We start from the raw sequence: 24,238 nt of genomic DNA, 5'->3' as shown, positions 1-24,238 counted from the left end.
GCTCCCCCGTCTACCGCTTGATCTCGTCCTGGCGCGAGACGACCTTGCTGCACAGGCCGTACTCCACTGCGCCCTTGGCGGTCAGCCAGAAATCGCGGTCAGTGTCTTCCTGGATGCGTGACAGGGGCTGGCCCGTGGCGTCGGCGAAGATCTGGTTGAGGCGGTCGCGCATCATGCGCATCTCGCGCACCTGGATCTCGATATCGCTGGCCGGTCCTCCGGCGCCGCCCGAGGGTTGGTGCAGGAGGAAGCGCGTGTTGGGCAGGCAGTAGCGGTCCTCTTTGTCGGCCGCCACGAAGATCAGCGCGCCCGCGCTCGCCACCCAGCCCGTACCCAGCACGATCACGCGCGGTTTCACGAACTTCATGGTGTCGTGGATCATGTCGCCCGATTCCACATGGCCGCCGGGCGAGGAGATCACCATCAGGATGGGATCATCGCTCTTGGCCGCCAGGGCGAACAGCTGGGCGCACACGGCGCGCGCCACCTTGTCGTTGATGCCGCCGGTGATCAGGATGGTGCGGCTTTCAAACAGCGCCTTGCCGACATAATCCCCGGTCTGGGGCGCGTTCTTGTCCTCGCGCTCGTCCTCATCTTCGTCATCATTGCGAATCAGGCGGTCATCGAACGCGTAGGCCATGGCCAATCCTCGTCATATCAGGAGTGCGCACCCGCTGCCGGGCGCCAAGAACATTGATGGAAAGCCTAGGCTGCACGTACCGGTCGGGCAAGGCGTCAGCCCAGCGCTTCCAGCTGGCCTTGCAGGTAATCCAGGAAGGCCTGGTCGCGGCCGCGCGCCACCAGCACCACGCCGCGGCGCAAGGTTCCGCCATCATCCTCGAACCAGGGATAGGAGCCGAAGGAGACTTCCGGATGCTCCCCGGCCAGCGCTCCCAGCGCCTGCGCGATATCCCCCTCGCGCACGTCTTCCAGGCGCACCGACACCGTATGAGTGACCGGCCCGCCCTCAATCCGGTGCGCCACATCCTCCAGCATGCCGCGGGTGATCTTCGGGACGCCCGCCATGACGAATACATTCTCGATCTGAAAGCCCGGCGCGCCGGTCACCGGATTGTTGATCAGGCTTGCGCCCACAGGGATTCGCGCCATGCGCAGGCGGGCGTCGGTGATCTGCGTCCCGGAGCGCGCATACCAGTGCTCTAGGATTTTGCGGGCATCCTCACGCACATCGATGGTGCGCCCGAAGGCGACGGCCATGGCGTCGGCGGTGATGTCATCATGGGTGGGTCCTATCCCCCCTGTGGTGAAAACATAATCATACGCCGCTGACAGGGCACGCACCGCCGCTATGATCGCATCCTGATCGTCCGCCACCACCCGCGCTTCCTTGACCGGCACGCCCAGCGGCTGCAAAAACTCGGCGATCTGCTTCAGGTTGGCGTCCTGGGTGCGTCCAGACAGAATCTCGTCCCCGATCAACAGGACCGCTGCGCTGACATCGGCCTTCATGACACCATCCTCACTTGCCGGAAACCCCGGTGACATTATGGTCCGGCTATCCCGCTGCGCCAGAGCCGCTCATGCAATTGCCGCCCCTGACTGAAGCCCGATTGCTCCGCCGTTATAAGCGCTTCCTGGCGGACGTGGAGATTTCCGGTCATGGCCTGACCGTCGTCCACTGCCCCAATCCCGGCGCCATGACGGGGCTTGCGGCGCGCGGGGCGCGCTGCTGGCTGTCGCACCATGACAGCCCGGCGCGCAAGCTCGCCTGGACGCTGGAAATCGTCGAGGCCGACGGCACGCTGGTGGGCATCAACACCAATACGCCCAACGCTCTGGCTGAAGAAGCGATCCGCTCCGGCGTGATTGAAGAGCTGGCGGGCTATGAGACGATCAAGCGCGAGGCGGCGGCGGGGGAGGCGTCGCGGCTGGACTTTCTGCTGACCGGCGAGGCCTGGCCGCGCACCTGGGTCGAGGTGAAGAACGTCCATCTGATGCGCCAGCCGGGACTGGCGGAGTTCCCTGACAGCGTCACCACGCGCGGCGCCAAACACCTGACCGAGCTGGCGTCCCTGGCGCGCAAGGGAGAGCGGGCGGTGCAGCTCTTCATCATCCAGCGCGAGGATTGTAATCGCCTGATGCCCGCCGCCGATATTGATCCGGCCTACGCCGCGGCGCTGAAAGCCGCGCACAGTGATGGCGTGGAAGTGCTGGCCTACGCCTGTGAGATCACGCTGGAAACGATCACCGTGACGCGCGCGATCGAGATGATGCTATGACCGGCTGGGACCTGCCTTCGCCTTTCATCCATCGCGTCACCGCGCAGGCCGATGACATCGACATTTTCGGCCACGCCAATAATGCGGCCTATCTGCGCTGGGCGGACGAGACCGCGTGGGCGCACTGGGAGGCGGACGGGCTGACGCGTCAGGACTGCCTCGATGCCGATCGCGGCATGGCGATTCTGCGCACCGAAGCTGATTATCTCGGCCATATCCGGGCAGGTGAGGCGCTCGATTGCGCGGTCTGGATCGCGCGGTCAGACGGGCGTTTGCGGGCCGAACGCTGGTATCAGTTTCGCCGCGCCGATGGCGGCGAGACCGTGTTCCGGGCGGTGACCAGGCTGGTGTGTTTCCAGCTATCCACCGGCCGACCGGCGCGCATGACAGGGCCGTTTGCCGCGCATTATGCGCCTCCCGCGCCTCCGCTCGCCGCCGCCGTCGAGGCGTTCATGACGCATTTGACACGTTGAGACTGGCGTACGCCTGCCTATAGTGCGCCGAAATTAGTGCATTCGGGAGGGGTGTTCCGTGCGTAACGTATTGATCTGCGCCGCCGTTTTGGCGGTCTCGGCTTGTTCGGTCAGCCAGGAGGCGGCCCGTCCTGCGCTCGAAGTTTCCCCCGGCGCCATTGAGGCGCACATCCGCTTTCTGGCCGATGACCAAATGGAAGGCCGCGAGGCCGGGACGCGCGGCTATGCGCTGGCGACCAATTATGTCGAGGCGCAATTCCGCCTGATCGGGCTGGAGCCGGGCGGGCTCGAGGGCTTTCGTGCCGCCGTGCCGCTGCAGACCCTGACGCCGCTGCCCGAGCACGCTGAAATGCGCGTTGATGGCGTCGCCATGGCGCCGGGTGACGATTTCATCGTCGGGGCCCATCCTGTTCATGACCGCAGCGCGGTGGAAGCCGGGGCGGTGTTCGCCGGCTACGGCCTTGTGGCGCCGGGCCTGGGCCTGAATGCCTATGACGGGCTGGATCTGGAGGGCCGTATCGCGGTGGTTCTGGCCGGAACGCCGACAGGCCTGCCGTCCGACGTGGCCGCCCACCTCAACAATCCGCGCACCAAGGCGGAATTCGCCGCGCAGGCAGGGGCGGTAGGGCTCATCGTGATTCCGGCTGAAGGCCTGACCCGCTGGTCTTTCCGCCGAATGGCGCCCATGGCGGGCCGGCCCTCCATGACCACCGCAGCAGCCGCAGCGCCGGAGCAGATTCGCGTTATTGCGTCCGTTTCCGACGAGACCGCGGCACAGTTGTTTGACCGCGCTCCGCAGGATTTCGAAACGATGGTGGCGGCAGCCCGTAACGGCGAGGCGCTGACCGGCTTTGATCTCAATGTCGCCGTGGCGATGTCCCAGGGTACGGCGCGTGAAACCATTCATGATGACAATGTGGTGGGCGTGCTGCCGGGCAGCGACCCAGCGTTGGCCAATGAGGCGGTAATCGTCACCGCGCACCTGGACCACACGGGTATTTGCCGCCCGATGGAGGAGGATTCCATCTGCAACGGCGCGCTGGACAATGCATCGGGCATTTCGGTGATGCTGGAGACGGCGCGCGCGCTGGCCGCCGGACCGCGCCCGGCGCGACCAGTTGTGTTCATCGCGCTGGCCGCTGAGGAAAAGGGTCTCTTGGGCGCCGCGCACATCGCGTCCAACCCGACCCCGGCCATGGGCCGAATGGCGGCAAACGTCAATCTGGACATGCCGGTCATTCTCTATGAATTCAACGACATGATCGCGTTTGGCGCCGAACACTCCACGCTCGGCCCGGTGGCGACGGCCGCAGCGGAGAGCCGCAATGTCCGCCTGTCGCCCGACCCGATTCCGGAGCAATCCCTGTTCGTACGATCGGACCATTATCACTTCGTGCGCGCCGGCGTGCCCTCGCTCTTCCTGATGACGGGCTTCTCCAGCCCTGACGAAGCCGATGATGAGGGACGCGGCTTCCTCGGATTCCTGGGCGGCAATTATCATCAGCCCGGCGACGATCTCAGCCAACCGTTGCGCTTCGACCAGGGCGCCAAATTCGCCAACATCAATCTGGCGATCATCCAGGCCATCGCCAACGCGCCGGAGGCCCCGCGCTGGAACGAGGACAGCTTCTTCGCAGGCGAGTAGCACGGCTGCAGGTTCCCTCAGCCCTCGCTTTTGAGTATATCAGCGCCACACAAAGTGGAGCTTGAACGCGTGAACGACGGCGGACTGGATATCGATCTGGACCTGGACCTGGACGCCGCACCGCGGCGCGACGGTCAGATCAAACGGCATGCGCCGGCTGATTTCGAAGGCATGCGCCAGGCTGGCCGGCTGGCCGCGTCGGCGCTGGACATGCTGGTGGACCATGTGCGCCCCGGCGTGACCACACAGGTGCTGGATGATCTGGTGCGCGAGTACTTCCTGCAGCACGGCGCCAGGCCGGCGACCCTGTTCTACAAGGGCTATACCAAGTCCAGCTGCACCTCGATCAATCATGTGGTCTGCCACGGCATTCCCAATGAGAAGCCGCTCAAAGACGGCGACATCGTCAATATCGATGTCACCTGCATCGTTGACGGCTGGCATGGCGACACCAGCCGGATGTTCCCGGTGGGCAATGTGCGCCGCAAGGCCGAGCGCCTGGTGGAAGTGACCTATGAGGCCATGATGCGCGGCATCGCCATGATCCGGCCCGGCGCCACCTTTGGCGATATCGGCTGGGCGATCCAGTCCTTCGCCGAAAGCCAGCGCTGTTCGGTCGTGCGCGATTTCTGCGGCCATGGCATCGGACGCCTGTTCCACGATGCGCCGAACGTGCTGCACTTCGGCGAAGCCGGTTACGGCCCGGTGCTGGAAGAGGGCATGTTCTTCACCGTGGAGCCCATGCTCAACGCCGGCAAGCCGGGCGTGAAGGTACTGTCGGACGGCTGGACGGCGGTCACGCGGGACAAATCCCTGTCGGCCCAGTTTGAGCACACGGTGGGCGTGACGGCGGACGGGGTGGAGATTTTCACCCGCTCGCCCGCCGGTCTCGACTGCCCGCCCTGGCGGTAGGCCGCGAGCCTCAATACCCCTGAGCCGCGCCGTCCGTGCGCATTTCGCTGGCGCCGTGCAGGACGCCGGTGCGCGGATCGCGCCAGATCGCCTGATAGCCGCCGAATGACCGGTCGCCGTCGCGTATGACATGGCCGCGCGCCGCCAACGCTGCGCGCACATCATCCGGCACGCCGCGCTCGACGAAGACCTCGCCCAGGCCGGCCTCGTCGCCGATCCGGCCAACCTCGGAGCTGGAGCCGTCATGGCGCCAGCGCGCCGTGTCGCCCGCCTCCTGCACGTTCAGGCCGAAATCGATCATGTTGACCAGGATCTGCACGTGGCCCTGGGGCTGCATGGAGCCGCCCATGACGCCAAAGCTCATCACGCCTTGGCCGTCGCGTGTCACCATGGCCGGGATGATGGTGTGGAAGGGCAGCTTGCCCGGCGCGTAGGCGTTGGGGTGATCGGGATCGAGGCTGAACAGCTCGCCCCGGTTCTGCAGCATGAATCCCAGCCCGTCGGGCACCAGGCCCGAGCCCATGCCGCGGAAATTCGACTGGATCAGCGACACCATCATGCCGCTGGAATCGGCCACGGTCAGATAAGTGGTGTCGGCGGTCTCCAGAATCGCCGGATCGCCATGCGCGACGGTGTCCATAGCCCGGTCCATGGAGATCAGGGCGCGGCGCGCATCGGCGTAGTCGTCGGTGAGCAGGGCGCGCGCATCGATGTCCATGAAGGCAGGATCGGCGTAGAAGCGCGCCCGGTCCTCGAACGCCAGGCGTTTGGCCTCGATCATCACATGCAGGGCGTCCGCGCTCATGAAGCCCATGGACGCCAGGTCGTAATCCTCCAGAATGTTCAGCATCTGCAGCGCGGCTATCCCCTGACCCTGGGGCGGCAATTCCCACACATCATAGCCGCGGTAATTCACGCTCAGCGGCTCGACCCATTCAGACCCGTGCGCCGCCAGATCGTCCGCGCTTAACCAGCCGCCAATCCGGCGCATATAGGCGTCGATCGTCTGCGCAATCTCGCCCTCGTAGTACGCGTCGCGCCCGCCCTCGGCGAGCATGCGGTAGGTGCGGGCAAGATCGCGATTGCGGAAGATTTCGCCCTCCACGGGAGCGGCGCCGCCTTCGGTGTAATAGGTGGCGCGCGCGTTCGCCAGCTCCTCGATCTGCCCATTGGCGTGGCGTTGTTCCAGGATGCGCATATTGCGCGCCCAGTAATGGGCGATGGTTTTGGAGACCGGGAAGCCGTCTTCGGCATACGAAATGGCCGGGGCCAGCACCTCGCTCATGGGCAGGCGCCCGAAACGCTCATGCAGGGTGAACCAGCCATCGACGGCGCCGGGGACAGACACCGCCATGGCGCCCAGCGGCGGAATGGCGCCCGTTTCGCCCGCGCGCTCCACCACCGTCTCGTAGCTGAGCGACATGGGCGAACGCCCGGCGGCGTTCAGCCCGTGCACCTCGCCGGTTTCGGGGTCCCAGACGATGGCGAACAAATCCCCGCCAATCCCGTTGCCTACCGGCTCCATGAGGCCCAGCGCCGCGTTCGCGGCGATGGCGGCGTCCACTGCGCTGCCGCCGGCCTTGAGAATATCCAGCGCCACTTGCGTCGCCAGCGGCTGGGCTGTGGCGGCCATGCCGTTTCGGGCGATCACCGGCGAGCGTCCGGCGAAGTGATCGCCCGTCACGCGCTCGCCGGGATAGAATGTCTGGGCGCTCGCCGTATCGCCAAAGATGGAAAAACTCATGGCGGCGGCCCCTGCGGCGATCATGCGGATCATGGCGATTACTCCTCCCCTGGCCGCGCCGGTGAAGGCTGGCGCGGATTTGTGAGGCAGTAGATAGCCCTACGCCAATCCGATCAAGACCACGCCCGGTCAGCGCCCGTCATCTTCGCCCTCAGGTTCTGGCTGCGGCTCCGGTGCTGGTTCGGGGCGGGGGCGGCGTCCCAGCACGCCTTCGAGCAGGCGCCGGGCGGGATCCTCCTGGGTTTCCTCCTCGCCATCCGCGTTCTGTCGCGGGCGCCCTGTGAGGGCGTCACGCAGTGCGTCCCGAGCGGCGTCGCGGGCCACATCTTCCAGACTGCGGCCATCGGTCAGCGCCTGCCCGGCCTGTCCGCCGATCAGCGATCCGGCGCGCAGGCGAACCAGATCGCGCGCCACCGCCTCAAAATCCACCGATACAGAGACATCATTGAACCCGCCCCTGATGCGCACCGGCACAGCGAGCCCCTGCAGGTCAGTGGCGCCGCCCTGGCCAGCCAGCGTCTGCACCGCGCGCGGGGTCAGGCGGTAGTCGATCAACTGTTCGGCCAGGTTGAGGGTCCCGGCGCCCTCGACCCGCAAAAGCGGGCTGAGCATGGCCAGATCGATATTCTGCGCCACGCCCTGGCGCACGTTGAAAGATCCGGACAGCGCCGAGAAATCGGTCTGTTCGCTGTCGGCGAAGCCCGACGGCAGCGAGCCGGTTTCGATCGCCTGCTGCACGGTGCGGATCACCTGGGCGAGATTGACGCCGACAATCGCGCCGTCAGCGAAGTTGAAGCTGCCGGTCCCGTCCAGCGAGCGCATCATGGCGGCGGGGCTGGCGCCGGTTCCGGAGAGATCGAGCTGCAGCCGGCCCAGGCCCTCCAGCCGCTCGAACCCGGCGGCGGCGGTCAGGAAGGGCAGCGCCTCCAGCGCTGAAATGTCTGCGGTGATGGAATAGCGCGGCGTGCTCTGGCGCGCGTTGAGGATCATCGTGACCACGCCCTGTCCGCCATAGAGACGGAACTCGGTCAGGCGCGCGGTCAGCAGCCCATTGTCCAGCGTCACCGCCAGATTGACATTCTCGGCCTCGATGTCGCGCGCCTTGAACCGCGCCGCGCGCACGCCGATGCGGGCATCCACCGTGCTCAGCGCGGTCAGGTCGATTCGGTCATCGCTCCACGGGCCGAGCCCGCCGCCGGACCTTGGCTGCGACGCGGCGGGGTCTTCAGCCGGGATGTAGGGCGTGATGTCCAGATCAGCGGTGCTCAGGCTGCCAGTTATGAGGGGCCGCGCGCGCTCATAGTCCAGCGTCAGATCGCCATTGGCGCGGATGGCGTCAAACACCACGGAGGCGCGTGTCAGGACAAGGCGTCCCGGCGTCCCCGCCACTTGGGCGTCGGCTGCAAACCGCCGGAAGACCGGGCCGTCCGGCAGGTCCGTGCCGAGGAAGCGCGCCAGCGCGGGCAATGGCAAATCCACCGAGGTGCGCCCGTCAAAGCTCAGCGTCTCGCCCTCAAGGAAGCGCCCGTCAAAGCTCAGATCGGCCAGCGCGCCGGTCATGTTCAGTTCAATGGCGGTGTCCGCGCCCTCGAAAAAGCCGCGCAGCGAGCCCAGTTGCGCGTCGAACTGCATGGGGCGTCCGTCCGCGCTGAAAGAGCCGCTCAGGCTGACAGGACCATCAACAGACGGCAGGCCGACCGTCAGATCGAGGTCTTCGATGCGCCGGGTCTGGCCCGGATCGCTGTAGAAGACCGAACCGTTTTCGATGCGCACATCGCCAAACGCCGCCTCGAAGGGCAGGGCGCCGGGCCGGCGCACGAAGCCTTCGCCGGCGGCGGGCGCCGGAGCCTCGTCAGCCGCCGGCGCGCCCAGCGTCCAGTTATTGCCGTCGGCGCGGGCCTCCAGCCGGATGACCGGATCGACCAGCACGAACTCCTCGATCTCGATGCGCCGGGACAGAAGCGGCATCAGGGCCAGGGAGGCGCGCAGCTCGCCCATCTGCGCCAACGGCTCATCGCCAAAGCCCGGCGCGTTCGCGATGGACGCGTCCTGAGCGCGGACCTGAATGCGCGGAAGTACCTGCAGCGACACATCGCCGGACAGGCGGACCTCACGATTGATCATCTCGCCGGCCTCGGCGCTGACGCGCTCGCGCAGCCAATCCGAGGAGAACAGGGCGGGCAGGGCAAGGACCGCGCCGGCGATCAGGGCGGCGAGGCTGATGAGGATGACGAGTAAAGTGCGCATGGTTCGCTGGCTCCTGCTTCAGGCTCGCAAATCACCGGCTCCGGCTTGCGCCAGACGCCGCGTGTGAGATGATGATGACCAATTTCGTGCGGCGTTTCCATGGCGAAGTCGTATGATGCCTTCACGCTGCAGCCGGTTCCGGTGGCTATGACAAAGGGGTTGCCCATGCTTACCGACAGAGAATTCAACGCACTACCCAAGGTTCGCATGGGGCGGCGCGACCTGCTCGCGGGGCTGGCGGCCGGCACGGTGTTTCCGTTCGCGGCTGCCGGGTGCACCGTGGACAATCCCGAGCTCGGCCGGCGCCAGCTCATGCTGGTGTCCGACGCCCAGATCGCCCAGCTGTCGGACCAGACTTGGGCTGCTGCGCGCCAGCGCGAGCGCGTGAGCACCAATCGCACCCTGCGCGCGCAGGCCGACCGGGTGGGCGGACGCATCGCCAGCGCGTCGGGCATGACCCAGCATGACTGGGAGTTTGTGGTGTTCGATTCCGATGACGTGAACGCCTGGGTGCTCCCCAACGGCAAGGTCGGCGTGTATCGGGGCCTTCTGGAGGTCACGCGCAATGACGACCAGCTGGCCACGGTGATGGGGCACGAGGCCGCCCACGTCTCCGGCCGCCACGCCCAGGAGCGCGCCTCCCAGCAAATGGCCGCCGGCCTGGCCACGGGTCTGGCCGCCGTGGCGCTGGACACGGCGGACGTCCAGAACGCCGGCGCCTGGGCGGGCGTGCTGGGCGCCGGGTTGACCTTCGGCGTTCTGCTGCCCTATTCGCGCCGCCACGAGCTGGAGGCCGACCGGATCGGCGTGGACTATATGGCGCGCGCCAATTACGGGCCCACCGAGTCGGTGAATTTCTGGGAAGGCATGATGGCGCAGCAGAGCCGCGGCGCGCCGCCGGCCCTGTTGTCCACCCACCCGTCCGACGAGGTGCGCATGAACGCGCTCAACGCCCATCTGCGCAGCCGCGGCTACGCCTGACGCGCCCCTGTAAACCAGCCGCGCGCAGGTCTTGCGCGCGGCGCGCCCCGAAGCTAGTTTCCGCGCCCTGCGCAAGGCGGGTTTGCCGCATGCGCGCGCCTGTCATGGCATGCCGCCTTAGCTCAGTTGGTTAGAGCGCTAGATTGTGGATCTAGAGGTCCCCTGTTCAATCCAGGGAGGCGGTACCATTCCTCTGAAGCGCACGCGCTCAGGTTTTCCACAATTCAGTCGCACCACGGCAGCGCTCGCGGCTTCGCGTGCGTTAACCTTTCGGTCACACTGCTCGCCCTTATCGGGTTCAGCCTTGAGTCGCACCGGTCAGGCGGGGAGGATGGGTATGGCGCGGTTGTGTGAGGACGGGGCGGCGCGGTTCGTCATTCTGGATGGCGACCAGCTGTATGAAACCGCCGATATTGACCGCCTATGCGCGCGGCACGCCATTTCTGACGCGCATCGCGGGGCCGTGTGGCGGCTCCTCGAAAGCGCGGGCCGCGCGCTGCTGGATCAGCGCCGTCTGCACACCACTCCGGTTCAGCTCGCCCGCATACGCCAGGATTTGCTGCTGGGCCTGCGCGTGACGCGCCAGCTGGCTGATCTGACGCCGCGGGCGGGCCAGTGCGCGGGCGACCAGCCCAGCGCCACACTCAGCCGCGCCCATCTGGCCGCGCTGCGCGAGGGCGAGCGGCGCGCGGGCGGCGGCGCCGGAGCGGGATCGCGGCTGGAAGAGGCCCATGACACGCTGGCCTGGCTGGCGGAGGTGTACGAATCCGCCATCGAATCCTGCGCCCGTGTCCAGCGCGAGGGGCAGGACCCGGACGGGGCCTGGCGCGCGACGCTGACCCGCTTCTTCACCCGCACGCTGGCGCGGTCATGGACCGATGATGGCGGGGCGGCCGGAGAGCGCTTCCTGGCCGATTGCATGGCGGTGCTCGAGGCGCGTGACGCGCCCGCACCCGTACTCACACTGCGGCTGGCAAGCGATACCTGAACCGGTCCGTCGATATCAGGTCTTGTCGCGGCCCAGCATGCGGCCCTTGATCACGGCGGACGTTCCGAACCGCGCCCGGGCGGCGTCCACGGCGCGCTCGGCGGCGGCGCGGCGCAGCGCACCGGGATCAGCCAGATCGCCCGCATCGCCGGCCGCCGGCTCAAGATCGCTGTAACCTGCTCCGATCAACCGGTAGCGCACGCGATCGGGTTCCGCGTCCAGCAGGGCGCAGGCATGGCGGAACAGAGTGTCGGCCAGCTGGGCCGGGTCGTGCAGGGTGCGCCGGCGGGTGATCGTCTTGAACCGGTCGGTCTTGAGCTTGAGCGTCACCACCCGGCCCGCCATGCCTTTGGCCTTCATCTGGTCAGCGACCTTGAGGCAGAGCGGCCAGAGCCGGTCCTTCAGGACCTCCTTGCTGGCGATATCGTCCTCGAAAGTGGTCTCGGCGGAGACCGATTTGCGGTCGCGGTCGGGATTGACAGTGCGGGCGTCCTGGCCGCGCGCCAGGCCCAGAAGCCGCCACCCGGTCTCGCCATGGCGCGCCACCAGCTCGCGTTCGGGCCGGGCCAGCACATCGGCCAGCGTCCTCAGCCCGTCGGCTTCCAGTTTTCGCGCCGTCGCCGGTCCGACACCGAACACGGCGGTCACCTTCATGGCTTTCAGGAAGTCAGGCGCCTCGGCCCGCCCGATCACGGCGAAGCCGTTGGGCTTGTCGAGTTCTGACGCCGTTTTGGCGAGGAATTTGTTGAAGCTCAGCCCTACCGAAACGGTCACGCCCACGCTTTCGCGGATGGCGCGCTGCAGGCGCAGCAGGGTCAGGGCGGGCGGCGAGCCGTGCAGGCGGGCCGTGCCGGACAGGTCAATGAACGCCTCGTCGATGGACAGCGGTTCGACCAGCGGGGTCACCGCCTCCATCATCTCGCGGATGCGCTTGCCCTCGGCGGCATAGACGCTCATGCGCGGTCGGACCACCACGGCGTCAGGGCAGGCCGCCAGCGCCTTGAACATGGGCATGGCCGAGCGAACGCCATATAGGCGCGCCACATAGCAGCACGTCGCCACCACGCCCCGGCGCCCGCCGCCGACGATGACCGGTTTGTGCTCCAGCGAGGGATCGTCGCGCTTCTCGATGGCGGCGTAGAAGGCGTCACAGTCGATATGGGCGATGGAGAGCGTATCCAGCTCAGCGTGGCGCAGGGCCTGACGCGCGCCGCAGGCCGGGCAGGCGGGATCGTCTGCAGCGACCGGCGTCAGGCATTTGCGGCACCAGCCCGGCGCGCTCATGCCGGCCACAGCCAGGCGGCGCCGCGCACGCCGGACGAATCGCCGTGATGATGGCGGCGAATTCGCGTCATCAGCTCGTCGGTGAACGCCCAGCGCGCTAGCGCCTGTTCCAGCCGCCGGGGCAGGCCGGGCAGGTTCGACAACCCGCCGCCCAGCACAATGACCTGTGGATCGACGATATTGACGACGCTGGCCAGCGCCCGGGCCAGCCGGGCTTCGTGACGGTCGAGACTGGCGCGCGCCTCTGCATCGCCTGCCTCGGCCGCCGCCGCGATCGCCTCGGCGGTCAGGGTTTTGCTGGTGACGCTGGCATGGTCCCTGGCCAGCGCCGGGCCGGAACACCAGGCCTCCACGCATCCGTGAAGCCCGCAATAGCAGGCAGGGCCGGGAACCTCCTCGAGCAAGGGCCAGGGCAGGGCGGTATGGCCCCATTCGCCGGCATTGCCGTCGGCGCCGGTGACCAGCTCGCCGCGCATCACCAGCCCGCCGCCCACGCCGGTGCCCAGAATCACGCCGAACACGCTGGCCGTGCCGGCGCCCGCCCCATCGCGCGCTTCGGACAAGGCGAAGCAGTTGGCGTCATTGGCGCAGCGCACCTCGCGGTGGAGGGCGGCGGACACGTCGCGGTCCAGGGCGCGTCCGTTCAGGGCCGTGGAGTTGGCGTTGCGCATCAGCCCGGTGCGCGGATTGTGGGAGCCGGGATGGCCCAGACCGGTGTTCAGCGGTCCAAGGCCGCGCCGCGCCTCGATGGCTCGAACCAGATCGGCGATGGCGGCGATTTTCGCGTCATAGGGGGCTGGCGTGGCGATTCGCTCACGCAGGCTGATCACGCCGTCGCCTTCGAGTATGGCGGCTTCGATCTTGGTGCCGCCCAGATCTATGCCCAGCCGAGGCATGGCGCTTTCCTGACGTGATTTTTCGTGTTCATATCCTGTTCCGCCGGTCCGGGAAATAGGCCAGACTCATTCTTGATTAAGGAAAGTGAGGTTTACTGCGTGGTGGATGGTCACTGCTCACGCCAATAGGCGGAGCGATTGGGGAAGCGCGGTTCATGCTGCAGGTCATGCCCAAAAAAGTTCTGATCGTTGAAGACAACGAGCTGAACATGAAGTTGTTTCGTGATCTGCTCGAGGCGCACGGGTTTGAAACCGTGCAGACGCGCGAGGGGCTCAAAGCGCTGGATATGGCGCGTGAGCACAAGCCGGACCTCATTCTCATGGATATCCAGCTGCCCGAGGTGTCGGGCCTGGACGTCACCAAATGGCTGAAGAATGACGAGACGCTGGCGAGCATTCCCGTGGTGGCCGTCACAGCCTTCGCTATGAAGGGCGACGAGGAGCGGATCCGCCAGGGAGGGTGCGAGGGCTATCTGTCCAAGCCGATCACCGTGGCGAGCTTCATCGAAACCGTACGCAAGTTCCTCGGTTGAGGCGGACACAGACATGAGCGCGCGCGTCCTGGTGGTCGATGACATCCAGACCAACCGGCGCCTCCTCGAGGCGCGGCTGAGTGCTGAGTATTTCGAGGTCTTGCAGGCCGCTGACGGCTTTGAATGCCTGACGCTGGCGCGAAGCCACGAGCCGGACATCATTCTGCTCGACGTGATGATGCCCGGCATTGACGGGTTTGAAACCTGCCGCCGCCTGAAAGCGGACCCGGTGACGCGCCATATTCCGGTTGTGATGATTACCGCGCTGGACCAGCGCGCCGACCGGATCGCCGGGCTGGAAGCGGGCGCCGATGATTTTCTGACCAAGCCGGTGGACGATGTGGCGCTGTTTGCGCGCGTACGCTCGCTCCTGCGGCTCAAAGTAGTGATGGACGAGCTGCGCCTGCGCCATCGCGAACGCGAAGCAGAAGCCGAACCTGACGCGCCGCTTCAGGGCGGCTCCGTGCTGGTGGTCGGCGCGGATCAGGCAGGGGCCGAGCGCCTGGCCGCCAAGCTGGTCGAGCCCTTCATCGTGCAAGCGGTTTCCGATCCGCGCGAAGCGGCGCATTTGGCCGACGGGCATGATCTGATGATCGTGGATGTGTCCTCGCCGCGGTTTGACGGCCTGCGCCTGTGCGCGCGGGTGCGCTCTGACGCTGCGACGCGCCAGCTGCCGATTCTGGCGGTGGTGGAGGCTGATGACCGGCGCACCATGGTGCGCGCGCTGGACCTGGGCGTAAACGATGTCATCGCCCGCCCGATTGACGCCGGCGAGCTGGCCGCGCGTGCACGCACCCAGATCCGGCGCAAGACCTATGCGGACGCTCTGCGCGACCGGCTTGAGGAAAGCCTCGAAATGGCGGTGAAAGACCCGCTGACCGGCCTGTTCAACCGGCGCTACGCCAGCTCGCGACTGGGGCAGGCGCTGGACGGGCTGGCGGCGGGCGGCGAGCCGGTTTCAGCCGCCCTGATCGACATCGACCACTTCAAGCGCATCAACGACACTTGGGGCCATGCCGCCGGCGACTCTGTGCTGGAAGGGTTCGCGGCGCGGATCATGCGCGAGATGCGCGCCATCGATATCGCGGCGCGCTTCGGCGGCGAGGAGTTCATTCTGATCTTTCCCGGCACGCAGGCCGATGCAGCCCTGGAAGCGGCCGAGCGCGTGCGCGCCGCCGTGGCGCGCGAGGCCTTCAACTGGCCTGAAGGCGCGCTCAGCGTGACGGTGTCTGTGGGCGTGGCTGAGGCCCGGCCCGGCGATGACGTGGAAGACCTGCTCGGCCGCGCGGACGCTGCGCTCTATGAGGCCAAGGCCTCAGGCCGCAATCAGGTGGTCAGCGCAAAGAAAAAGGCCGCGTGATACACGCAGCCTCTCTCAAAAAATCTGTGATGGCGTGATCGGCAGGCGGCAGCCTACTTGATCTTGCCTTCTTTGAACTCGACATGCTTGCGCGCGACCGGATCGTACTTCTTCAGCACGAGCTTCTCGGTCATGGTCCGGGCGTTTTTCTTCGTCACGTAGAAATAACCCGTGCCCGCCGTCGAGTTCAGGCGGATCTTGATGGTTGTCGGTTTGGCCATGGTCGAGCACCCGGTCGAAAGAGATGGCGCGCCAGAAAAGGCTCAGGCGCGTAGCGAGCGGCGGAACATACGCACGCGCGCGCCGGTGTCAATCCTTGGCCATGCGCACAGGTCAGCGCTCCCTGGCTCGCCAGGCGACAATGAGATAAAAGGCTGCGAACAGGGCGAAGGCCACCAGAAGGCCCCACGGGTTGAACGCGTCCATCGCCGCGCCCGCGCTGACCGGGCCGGCCAATGATCCAGCGCCATAGGCGAAGATGAAGGCGGCGTTGGCGCTGGCCAGCTGTCCCGGCCGCACCCGCTCGCCGATCAAGGCCAGACCCACGGTGTAGAAGGCGCTGGCGACGCCCACATAGAGGAAGATCATCGGATAGAGCGCCCAGAGCCGGGCGCCTGCGATGGCGATCAGCAGCGCCAGCACGACCGCAGCGCCCGCGATCAGGCGCAGGGTGACCAAACGGCCCGCCCGGTCGGCGAAGCGTCCGATGGGGATCTGCATGACGATAGCGCCCAGCGCTCCGACGGCGACCAGCAGGCCGACCACGGTTTCGGTAAATCCCAGACGCTCGGCATAGACCGGCACCAGAGCGAAAATCCCGGTCTCCAAAGCGCCGAACACGAAACCTGCCAGGATCGCCACCGGCGCCAGCCGGCCCGCATTCCACAGCGCCAGCGGACCGGAATCCGCCCGGTCGGGCGCCACCAGATCCGGTCCCCTCAGGAATAGGATCGGCACGGCGCCCAGAAGGAAGATCGCTCCGCCGGCGATCCACGGCGCAAAGCCTTGCGATCCCAGAACGGCCAGCAGCACGCCGCCTGACCCGAAGCCGCCGGACAACACCGTGGCGTACACCGCCAGCAGGCCCGCGCGGCTTTCGGGCTTCGCCAGCTGGTTGATCCAGGTTTCGCTGGCCACGAAGATCACCGTCACCGCCAGCCCGATCACGAAGCGCAGCACGAACCAGATGAGGACATCGGGCAGGAAGGGGAAAATCAAAATGCCCACCCCGGTCAGCGCGGCGCAGGCGGCGATGGTCACGCGCGGCGGCGTGCGCGCCAGCAGGGGCGGGATCAGCGGGGTCGCTACAATGGTGGAGATGGCGGCGGCGGCGGCGTTGAGGCCCACCACGGCGGCCGATCCGGTCATGGCTTCAAGATTGAGCGCCACCAGCGGCATCAGCAGGCCGAACCCGCAGCCAGCCATGGCCGCGCACAAGATCGCGGCGCACAGCGAGCGCGTGCGCCCGAACGCGGGGTCGGTGAGAAAGCGGATGGCCATGACGCTGGCGGCTATAGCGGCTGTTCGACCCTGTGTCCTGCGCGAAATATCACTTTCAGCGCCGGAATCTCAGCGCCGCTTAGCGCGCGGGACAGGAAGGGCGCCAGAGCCGGATCGTCCAGGCTGTGTTCGGCGATCTCAGGGTCCAGCCAGACCAGGCGCTCGCACCTACCCCGCCGCTTGATCGAGTTGGACACCGCGCTCAGCGGAGCGGTGAAGACGCGCACATGACGCCGGTGCGGGGCGTCGACGGGATCAATCGCGCGGCCCAGATAGACGAGCGCCGCGCGGTCCGGGATCAGCTGATGGCGGGCGATGCGGCCCCAGCCACCCTCGCGGGTGAGCTTTGCGTCCACGGGGGCCGGCCGGGCGGCCAATTGTCCAAGGCATTCGAACAGGGCGCGCAGGGCAGCGTCCTGAAAGGCGGCGGTGCGCGTGTCAGGCGCGCCCAGAGCTGCGCGCGGCAGGGCGGGCGTCGTGACAGGACCGGCGCCATCGCCGCGCTCAGGCCGTGCCATGGGCGTGACCAGACCCGTATCATCACGGCCCAGCGCCAAGCGTCCGCTGTAAGGGTCGATCAGCAGCAGCGCGGCGGTATCGGCGGGCCGGCTCATATCTCGTCCACCCTTGGGCCTTTGGGCGTCACCCGGGCGCACCGCACCGGCGCGTCGCGGCGCGCCATGCGCGCCTCCAGCTCGGACAGGACAAAACGGGTGATTATCGGGATGTCGAGATGGCGCGCGGCGTCGAGGGCCACCCAGCGCAAATCCTCCAGCTCGCCATTGCTGACCAGCCGGCTGTCGCCATGGATCCGGTCAGCGTCGGCCTGGAAGAACCACGCGTCGAAGCGGCGGGTGCGCCCCGGCGGGGTGATGGCGCGCGCCACCAGATCCAGCGCCGCCGCATCCGGGCGCACGCCGGCTGAGGCGAAGGCCTGCCAGGCGGGGCGGGGGCGGACAATGGCGCCGGGCTGGGCCAACAGCAGCCCGGTCTCTTCGGCTGTCTCGCGCAGCGCCGCGGCGGCGGCGGCGCGAGCGCGGCGCTCGCTCATCACGCGGGTGAGCACGGCGCGCACCTCCTCGCGCGGCTCGCCCGCCAGAGGGGCATAGCCGTCGGTGCGGTCCACGCGTCCGCCGGGGAAGACATATTTTTGCGGCATGAAGACATGCCCGCCCGAGCGCCGTCCGAGTAACAGCTCCACATCCCCGTTGGCGCGCTTGCGCGTCAGGATCAGCGAGGCCGCAAGGCGCGGGCGCTGCTGGGTCGGCGTTAGCAGGCGGGTGTCAGCTTTTGCGTCGGCCATGGGCTTTGTTCGGACGGCCGCCCGGGCGGCGCTCAAAGCCTTTGCGGCCAGAACGCGCGGATGAGCGGCCCCGATTCGGATCTCCAGTTTCGGGAGCCGTCAGCATGGCGAATATCAGCCCGCCCGTCACGGGCGTGGCCTCCACCAGACGCACCTTGACGCGCAGGCCGAGCCGGAAGCGCGCGCCCGTGCGTTGCCCGACCAGTGCGTGCGCGCCTTCGTCATGGGCAAAGTACTCGTCGCCCAGCTGGGAGATGGGGCACAGCCCGTCGGCGCCTGTTTCATCCAGCCGGACGAACAGGCCGAACCGGGTCACGCCGGTGATGCGGCCATCGAACTCACCGCCCGTGCGTGAGGCGAGCCAGCCGGCGATATAGCGGTCCACCGCGTCGCGCTCGGCGGCCATGGCCCGGCGCTCATTGAAGGTGGTTTCCTCGGCGATGGCCTCAAGCTGGCTGCGCTCTTCGTCGCTCTGCCCGTCTTCGCCCAGCTTGTACGCGCGGATCAGGGCGCGATGGATGGTCAGGTCGGCATAGCGCCGGATGGGCGAGGTGAAGTGGGAGTAGCGCTCCAGATTCAGCCCGAAATGGCCGATATTATTCGTGTCATAGACCGCCTGGGACTGGCTGCGCAGCACCACCTCATTGACGGTCTCGTAGTGCTCGCCGCCTTCAGCGGCTTTCAGCACCACGTTGAAGCGCGCCGGCGTGACCCGGTCTCCGCGCGCCCATTTCAGGCCCACCTGGGGCAGAAACTCGGCGAGGTTTTCCAGCTTCTGCGAGCCCGGCTCATCGTGGATGCGATAGATCTGCGCGGTCCGCTTTTCTTCCAGAGCCTCGGCGGCGGCCACGTTGGCCTGGATCATCATTTCTTCAATCAGCTTGTGGGCGTCGAAGCGGTCGCGCAGCTTCACGCCCAGCACCGACCCGTCTTCGCCGATCAGGATCTTGCGTTCGGGCGCGTCGATCTCCAGCGGTTCGCGGCGCTCACGCGCCCGCTTCAGAGCCGTATATGCGCCCCACAGCGGCTTCAGAACGCCGTCCAGCAGTGTCTCGGCCTTGCCCTTGCCGCGGCCGTCAATGGCCTCCTGCGCGTCCTCATAGGACAGGCTGGCGGCAGAGCGCATCCAGCCGCGGATGAAGATGTGGCCGCGCTTGTTGCCATCCCGGTCGAACACCATGCGCACGGCCAGGCAGGGCCGCTCCTCGCCTTCTTTCAGAGAACACAAATCGTTGGACAGGCGTTCGGGCAGCATAGGCGCGACCCGGTCGGGCAGGTAGACCGAGACGCCGCGATTGCGTGCGCCCTTGTCCAGCGGCGAGGCGGCGCGGACATAGGCTGCGACGTCGGCGATCGCGACCATCACCACCCAGCCGCCGCCATTCTTCGGATCGTCATCGGGCGCCGCCCAGACCGCATCGTCATGGTCGCGCGCGTCGTGGGGGTCGATGGTGATCAGCGGGATGTCGCGCAGATCGGTGCGCTTGCCCATACTGGCCGGGCGGATCGCCTCGACCTCTTTGAGCTCGGCGTCGGAAAAGCCTTCCGGCACGCCATGCTCGGCCATGGCGATGATGGAGCCGGCGCGCGGGCTGTCAGCGCGCCCGATCACCTCTTCGATGATGGCGGTCTTCAGTCCGTGGCGGCGCTCGGACTCCACGCGCACGCTGACCAGATCCCCGTCGGCCGCCTTGCGCGCCTCGCCGCGGGCCGGGATCAGCTCATGGCGCGCGCGCTTGTCCACCGGGATGAGGCGGGCCTCGCCGGGGTCGGAGAGGCGCAGCACGCACAAAATGCGCTCCGAGGCCTGGCCCAGAACACGCATGACCTGCGCCTCATAGCCGCCTTCCTCATCCGGGATCAGCTTGGCGAGCACCCGGTCGCCCACGCCGGCCGGCTGCGGCCGCCCCGATTTGCGTTCGGGCGCCAGGCGAATGACCGGGCCCTGCAGCTCTTTTTTCACGGGCCGGCACAAAAACTCGCCGTCCACATCGCGGTCATAGACTTCCAGCACGCTCACCGGCGGCAATCCGCCTGCGATATCGTAGGCTTTCGCCCCGGTCTTGCGGATCGCGCCTTCGGCCTCCAGGGCCCGCAAGGCATCCTTGAGCCCGATCCGCTGATCGCCTGAAATCCCCAGCGCCCGGGCCAGCTCCCGCTTGGTGAAGCGGCCTTCGCCCAGCCTGATCGCCTCGATCAAGCCCTTGCGGGTGAACCCGTGTTCTTCATAGGGGTCGCGGCTCAAGATGCGTCCTTCTTGGGGGCCGCCTTTTTGGCGGCGGCTTTCTTCGGAGCGGCTTTTTTCGCCGCAGGTTTCTTGGCGGCAGGCGCCTTGGCAGCAGCGGCCTTCTTTGCCGGAGCCTTTTTGGCCGCAGACTTCTTCGCGCCGCCGCTCTTGCCCGCCTTGGCGGCGATCAGTTCGACGGCCTGGTCCACCGTGACGGCTTGCGGGTCCATGCCGCGCGGCAGGGTGGCGTTTGTCTTGCCATGTTTGACGTACGGGCCGTAGCGCCCGCTCATCACCTGCATGGGCCCGCCCTCGGACGGATGCTCGCCCAGCTCCTTGAGCGGCGCCGCGGACGCGCCGCCGCGCTGGCCGCGCCCGGCTTTTTTCTGGGCGATGAGATCGACAGCGCGGTTGAGGCCGACCTCAAACACTTCCTCGCCATTGGCGAGATTGGCGTAGGTGGAGCCGTGGCGCACGAACGGGCCATAGCGGCCAATCCCGGCTTCGATGGGCTCGCCATCTTCGGGGTGCAGGCCGACCAGGCGCGGCAGGTTGATCAGCTTGATCGCCTGCTCCAGCGTCAGGTCGGCCGGGCTCCAGCCCTTGGGCAGGGAGCCGCGCCGGGGCTTCTCCTCTCCCTCTATGGTCATTTCCAGATACGGGCCGAAGCGTCCGTCCTTGAGATAGATGGTCGCGCCTGTCTCCGGGTGCTCGCCCAGGGCGCCGTCGCCGCCGGCGCCGGGGGGCGGCTCGTTGACGCCCAGCGGACGGGTATAGCGGCAGTCAGGATAGTTGGAGCAGCCCACGAAGGCCCCGTGCTTGCCCAGGCGCAGCGACAGTGTGCCGGCATTGCACGACGGGCAGATGCGCGGGTCGGAGCCGTCCTCGCGCGGCGGGTAGATCAGTGGCTCCAGCGCGATATTCATGGCGTCGATCACGTCGCCGATGCGCAAATCCTTGATGTCTTCCACGCTGGCCGAGAAGTCCTTCCAGAAGGCGCGCAGCACGTCTTTCCAGTCCATCTCGCCGGCGGACACCTTGTCGAGCTGGTCTTCCAGTGCGGCCGTGAAATCGTATTCCACATAGCGCATGAAGAAGTTTTCCAGGAACGCGATGACCACCCGGCCCTTGTCCTCGGGCACAAAGCGCTTGTCGTCCATGTGCACATATTCGCGGTCGCGCAGAACCGACAGCGTCGCGGCGTAGGTGGACGGCCGCCCGATGCCAAGCTCTTCGAGACGCTTGACCAGCGAGGCTTCGGTGAAGCGCGGCGGCGGCTGGGTGAAGTGCTGTTCGGTGAAGGTCTGCTCGGCGCGCGCGCCGGCGCCTTGCGTGACGGCGGGCAGACGGCTTTCGCTCTCGTCCTCCTCGTCGTCGCGCCCTTCCTGATAGAGGGCGAAATAGCCCGGGAACATCAGCACCGAGCCGGTTGCGCGCAGGGCCAGCGACCCGTCGGCGTTTTCCAGATCAATGGTGGTGCGCTCCAGGCGCGCGCTTTCCATCTGGCTGGCCACGGCGCGCTTCCAGATCAGGGCGTAGAGCTTGGCCTGATCGGATTCCAGGCGCAGCGTGTCCGGGCTGCGTGTGAAGCTGGTGGGGCGGATCGCCTCGTGGGCTTCCTGGGCGTTGCGGGCCTTGGAGCTGTAGAAGCGCGGCTTTTCCGGCACATACTCCGGCCCGTGCTCGTTCTGGATGACCGCGCGGGCTTCGGCCACAGCACCGCCATCCATCGTGACGCCGTCGGTCCGCATATAGGTGATCAGGCCGACCGTCTCGCCGCCAATCTCCACGCCTTCATAGAGGCGCTGGGCGGTGCGCATGGTGCGCTGGGCGTCGAAGCCCAGCTTGCGCGAGGCTTCCTGCTGCAGGGTGGAGGTGGTGAAGGGCGGCGGCGGATTGCGCTTGGCAGGCTTGGCCTCCACCGCGGCGATCCTCAGGATTGCCTGGCGAATTGCGGTCTCGGCGGCGCGCGCGCGCGGTTCCTCGCTTATGGTCAGGCGGGTGATTTTCTCGTTTTCAAAGCGCGACAGGCGGGCGCGGAAGGTGCTGGGCGCGCCGTCGGCGCGCACATCGGCATCCACTGACCAGTATTCTTGCGCCTTGAAGCGCTCGATCTCGCTTTCGCGCTCGGTGATCAGGCGCAACGCGACTGACTGCACCCTGCCCGCCGAGCGGGAGCCGGGCAGCTTGCGCCACAGCACGGGCGAAAGGGTGAAGCCGACCAGATAGTCCAGGGCGCGGCGGGCGAGATAAGCCTGGACCAGCTCCATATCCACGTCGCGCGGCTGGGCCATCGCGTCGTTGATCGCCTTCTTGGTGATGGCGTTGAACGCTACGCGCTGGATGCGCTTGTCTTTTAGCGCCCGGCGCTTGGTGAGCGCTTCGAGCAAATGCCATGAAATCGCTTCACCCTCGCGATCCGGGTCTGTGGCCAGGATCAGCGTGTCGGCGTCCTTCAGGGCGTCGGCGATGGCCTTGATGCGCGTCTGTGACTTGGGATCGACCTCCCAGTCCATCGCGAAATCCTCGTCCGGGCGCACCGATCCATCTTTGGCCGGCAGATCGCGCACATGGCCGAAACTCGCCAGCACGACATAGTCCGCGCCGAGATACTTGTTGATGGTCTTGGCTTTCGCGGGGGATTCGACAACGACAACATTCATGGGATCAGGGCGACTCACAGCGCGGGGGCGATGCGCGGATCATCCGGCGCAGCGGCGGCGGAAAGTGGGTGATGGCCTCCATGGAGTCAACAAGAGCGCGCTGACCGCGCCAGCTTGCATTTAGGGGTAGTATGTGCGAATAGTACGCCTAAGGGTTGTTTTCTCGATACGGCGCAGCTGGCATGTCCGATGATTCCGAAGCGTTTCCAGATAGCTACTCGCTCATGATCGAGCCTGCGCCAGCGGATGAGGCGGCGGGGTATCTGATCGAGATGCTCAACTCTATGGCTGCGTTTGCGCACAAGAGCAACCTAAGCAATAGCTCGGTCTTCCTCAACGCGGCCGCCATACTGGTCTGGCAGGAATGCCGCCTGCGCACAGACGGACCGCCGGAATTTCGCGAAGGGGTGGATATCGCCTGGCCCGAGGGCTTTGCGCCGCGCGAATGAGGGCCGCCCGCGCACCAGCGCCGGTGCGGGCCTGGCGCATGGACGGGCACAGCGCCTCAAACAGGCGCGACATCTCTCAATCTTGATGAGTTGCGGGCTGGCGCACTCGCGCTATGCCGTTCGGGCGTGCGAGCCAGGGCAGGCCGAGCGGCTCGCTCTGGCCGATGCCGTGTCAGAAACACCTCAAAGGCGCGCCGCTTTGGGCGTGCCCTGGCAGGACATCCGGGCGCTTTGGCGTTTCAGTTCAGGCGTGTGGGAGATCGGCGGCGCACCGCCGATCTCCCCCTGATCAACGCTGGGCCGGCGCTGCGGCGGCCTCGGCAGGCGCCCGGGCGGCGTCGGGGTTCCAGTTATAGATCGCCGTGATCTGGCAGCCATGTCCGGGCCGGCGCATTTCACGCGGCTCAAACTGCAGGCTGCGCGGCGTCTGAGGCGTCGTGTTCGACGACAGGATTCTGTCGCCGGGCGCCAGGCAGGTGGAAAACTGATCAAAGGCGAGGCGGCGCGTCTGCTCCTGGCCTTCGCACGCACCCGCAGTTTCAAGCAGGTAATGGCGGTCGCGGCCCGCACGCACAACGAGGGAGTGCTCAGAAACGTCACCGAACCCGGTGATCGACCGCCCCGTGCAGATGCGGTCAACCTGCTCGCCGAAGCGCGGGTCGCCGGCGAGGCCGGCCTGTGACTGAAGGCCGGGCTGGGCTGCGTGGACCGGGCTGGCGGCGCAGACGGCGAGTGTCGCAAGCGCGGCGAAGGCAGAGAAGCGAAGGCGCATGGCGGTCTCCCTTTTCCAAAT

22 protein-coding genes and 1 tRNA gene are annotated in these 24,238 nt (G+C 67.1%); 10 read left to right on the top strand and 13 right to left on the bottom strand.

Translation table 11 applies throughout. From position 1 onward, the window contains the following. Positions 1-10: 10 nt before the first annotated feature. Both L2D01_11135 and L2D01_11130 read right to left on the bottom strand, forming a co-directional pair. Complete coding sequence (locus L2D01_11135; GenBank protein WBQ09448.1) at positions 11-640, bottom strand: ATP-dependent Clp protease proteolytic subunit; 630 nt, start codon at positions 638-640, stop codon at positions 11-13. A gap of 95 nt (positions 641-735) precedes the next feature. After that, complete coding sequence (locus L2D01_11130; protein ID WBQ09447.1) at positions 736-1,470, bottom strand: molybdopterin-binding protein; 735 nt, start codon at positions 1,468-1,470, stop codon at positions 736-738. Positions 1,471-1,571: 101 nt separating this feature from the next. Here L2D01_11130 and sfsA point away from each other — a divergent pair, with 101 nt between their 5' ends. The 4 genes from sfsA to map all read left to right on the top strand — a co-directional run bounded on the left by sfsA (position 1,572) and on the right by map (position 5,270). Then, on the top strand, positions 1,572-2,240 hold the full coding sequence (gene sfsA / locus L2D01_11125) for a DNA/RNA nuclease SfsA (GenBank protein WBQ09446.1): 669 nt from the start codon (positions 1,572-1,574) through the stop codon (positions 2,238-2,240). Further along, complete coding sequence (locus L2D01_11120; protein WBQ09445.1) at positions 2,237-2,713, top strand: acyl-CoA thioesterase; 477 nt, start codon at positions 2,237-2,239, stop codon at positions 2,711-2,713. Before sfsA ends, L2D01_11120 begins: the two co-directional genes overlap by 4 nt. A 58-nt stretch (positions 2,714-2,771) precedes the next feature. Continuing rightward, positions 2,772-4,358, top strand: a complete 1,587-nt coding sequence (locus L2D01_11115) for a M28 family metallopeptidase (protein ID WBQ09444.1) — start codon at positions 2,772-2,774, stop codon at positions 4,356-4,358. A gap of 171 nt (positions 4,359-4,529) precedes the next feature. Then, the gene (gene map, locus L2D01_11110; GenBank protein ID WBQ11638.1) at positions 4,530-5,270 is read left to right on the top strand and encodes a type I methionyl aminopeptidase; all 741 of its coding nucleotides are present in this window, start codon (positions 4,530-4,532) and stop codon (positions 5,268-5,270) included. Positions 5,271-5,280: 10 nt separating this feature from the next. On the opposite strand, the gene ggt is transcribed toward map, so the two are convergent. Beyond that, positions 5,281-7,047 (bottom strand): gamma-glutamyltransferase, encoded by a 1,767-nt coding sequence (ggt, locus tag L2D01_11105; GenBank protein WBQ09443.1) that lies wholly within the window; start codon positions 7,045-7,047, stop codon positions 5,281-5,283. A gap of 96 nt (positions 7,048-7,143) precedes the next feature. Further along, positions 7,144-9,261 carry an AsmA family protein gene (locus L2D01_11100; GenBank protein WBQ09442.1) on the bottom strand — a complete coding sequence of 706 codons (2,118 nt, stop codon included), beginning with the start codon at positions 9,259-9,261 and terminating at the stop codon, positions 7,144-7,146. A gap of 165 nt (positions 9,262-9,426) precedes the next feature. On the opposite strand from L2D01_11100, the gene L2D01_11095 reads away from it, so the two are divergent. The 3 genes from L2D01_11095 to L2D01_11085 all read left to right on the top strand — a co-directional run bounded on the left by L2D01_11095 (position 9,427) and on the right by L2D01_11085 (position 11,230). Beyond that, entirely contained in the window at positions 9,427-10,242 is an 816-nt protein-coding gene (locus L2D01_11095; protein WBQ09441.1) for a M48 family metallopeptidase, read from the top strand. A 111-nt stretch (positions 10,243-10,353) separates the two neighbouring features. Next, positions 10,354-10,430: transfer RNA gene (locus L2D01_11090), tRNA-His, on the top strand. Between the two features lie 149 nt (positions 10,431-10,579). After that, positions 10,580-11,230 (top strand): hypothetical protein, encoded by a 651-nt coding sequence (locus L2D01_11085; GenBank protein ID WBQ09440.1) that lies wholly within the window; start codon positions 10,580-10,582, stop codon positions 11,228-11,230. A gap of 15 nt (positions 11,231-11,245) precedes the next feature. Here the strand turns inward: L2D01_11085 and L2D01_11080 are convergent, their stop codons facing one another. Both L2D01_11080 and L2D01_11075 read right to left on the bottom strand, forming a co-directional pair. Further along, complete coding sequence (locus tag L2D01_11080; GenBank protein ID WBQ09439.1) at positions 11,246-12,514, bottom strand: DNA polymerase IV; 1,269 nt, start codon at positions 12,512-12,514, stop codon at positions 11,246-11,248. Then, positions 12,511-13,410 (bottom strand): ROK family protein, encoded by a 900-nt coding sequence (locus tag L2D01_11075; GenBank protein WBQ09438.1) that lies wholly within the window; start codon positions 13,408-13,410, stop codon positions 12,511-12,513. The genes L2D01_11080 and L2D01_11075 overlap by 4 nt, the downstream gene beginning before the upstream one ends. 167 nt (positions 13,411-13,577) lie before the next feature. Between L2D01_11075 and L2D01_11070 the strand changes: the two genes are divergently transcribed. Further along, complete coding sequence (locus tag L2D01_11070; protein ID WBQ09437.1) at positions 13,578-13,943, top strand: response regulator; 366 nt, start codon at positions 13,578-13,580, stop codon at positions 13,941-13,943. 13 nt (positions 13,944-13,956) lie between these two features. Further along, entirely contained in the window at positions 13,957-15,303 is a 1,347-nt protein-coding gene (locus L2D01_11065; GenBank protein WBQ09436.1) for a PleD family two-component system response regulator, read from the top strand. A gap of 53 nt (positions 15,304-15,356) precedes the next feature. Here the strand turns inward: L2D01_11065 and rpmG are convergent, their stop codons facing one another. The 6 genes from rpmG to topA form a co-directional block, all read right to left on the bottom strand. Beyond that, positions 15,357-15,524, bottom strand: coding sequence for a 50S ribosomal protein L33 (rpmG, locus tag L2D01_11060; GenBank protein ID WBQ09435.1), 168 nt, complete (start codon positions 15,522-15,524; stop codon positions 15,357-15,359). A 112-nt stretch (positions 15,525-15,636) separates the two neighbouring features. Further along, a complete protein-coding gene (locus L2D01_11055; protein ID WBQ09434.1) occupies positions 15,637-16,803 on the bottom strand; it encodes an MFS transporter in 1,167 nt (388 codons plus the stop codon). A gap of 11 nt (positions 16,804-16,814) precedes the next feature. Then, complete coding sequence (locus tag L2D01_11050) at positions 16,815-17,417, bottom strand: hypothetical protein (protein WBQ09433.1); 603 nt, start codon at positions 17,415-17,417, stop codon at positions 16,815-16,817. Beyond that, the gene (locus tag L2D01_11045; protein WBQ09432.1) at positions 17,414-18,106 is read right to left on the bottom strand and encodes an NUDIX domain-containing protein; all 693 of its coding nucleotides are present in this window, start codon (positions 18,104-18,106) and stop codon (positions 17,414-17,416) included. Before L2D01_11045 ends, L2D01_11050 begins: the two co-directional genes overlap by 4 nt. Further along, positions 18,087-20,351, bottom strand: a complete 2,265-nt coding sequence (gene rnr / locus L2D01_11040; protein ID WBQ09431.1) for a ribonuclease R — start codon at positions 20,349-20,351, stop codon at positions 18,087-18,089. Before rnr ends, L2D01_11045 begins: the two co-directional genes overlap by 20 nt. Beyond that, complete coding sequence (gene topA, locus L2D01_11035) at positions 20,348-22,996, bottom strand: type I DNA topoisomerase (GenBank protein WBQ09430.1); 2,649 nt, start codon at positions 22,994-22,996, stop codon at positions 20,348-20,350. The genes rnr and topA overlap by 4 nt, the downstream gene beginning before the upstream one ends. Before the next feature lie 182 nt (positions 22,997-23,178). Between topA and L2D01_11030 the strand changes: the two genes are divergently transcribed. Beyond that, positions 23,179-23,445: a hypothetical protein gene (locus L2D01_11030; GenBank protein WBQ09429.1), complete on the top strand. Its 267-nt coding sequence runs from the start codon at positions 23,179-23,181 to the stop codon at positions 23,443-23,445. Positions 23,446-23,734: 289 nt separating this feature from the next. On the opposite strand, the gene L2D01_11025 is transcribed toward L2D01_11030, so the two are convergent. Beyond that, complete coding sequence (locus tag L2D01_11025) at positions 23,735-24,217, bottom strand: DUF6491 family protein (GenBank protein ID WBQ09428.1); 483 nt, start codon at positions 24,215-24,217, stop codon at positions 23,735-23,737. Positions 24,218-24,238 lie beyond the last annotated feature (21 nt).

This window comes from Hyphomonadaceae bacterium ML37 (assembly GCA_027627685.1).
Taxonomy (GTDB): domain Bacteria; phylum Pseudomonadota; class Alphaproteobacteria; order Caulobacterales; family Maricaulaceae; genus Oceanicaulis.
This window is presented reverse-complemented; position numbering and strand designations above follow the sequence as displayed.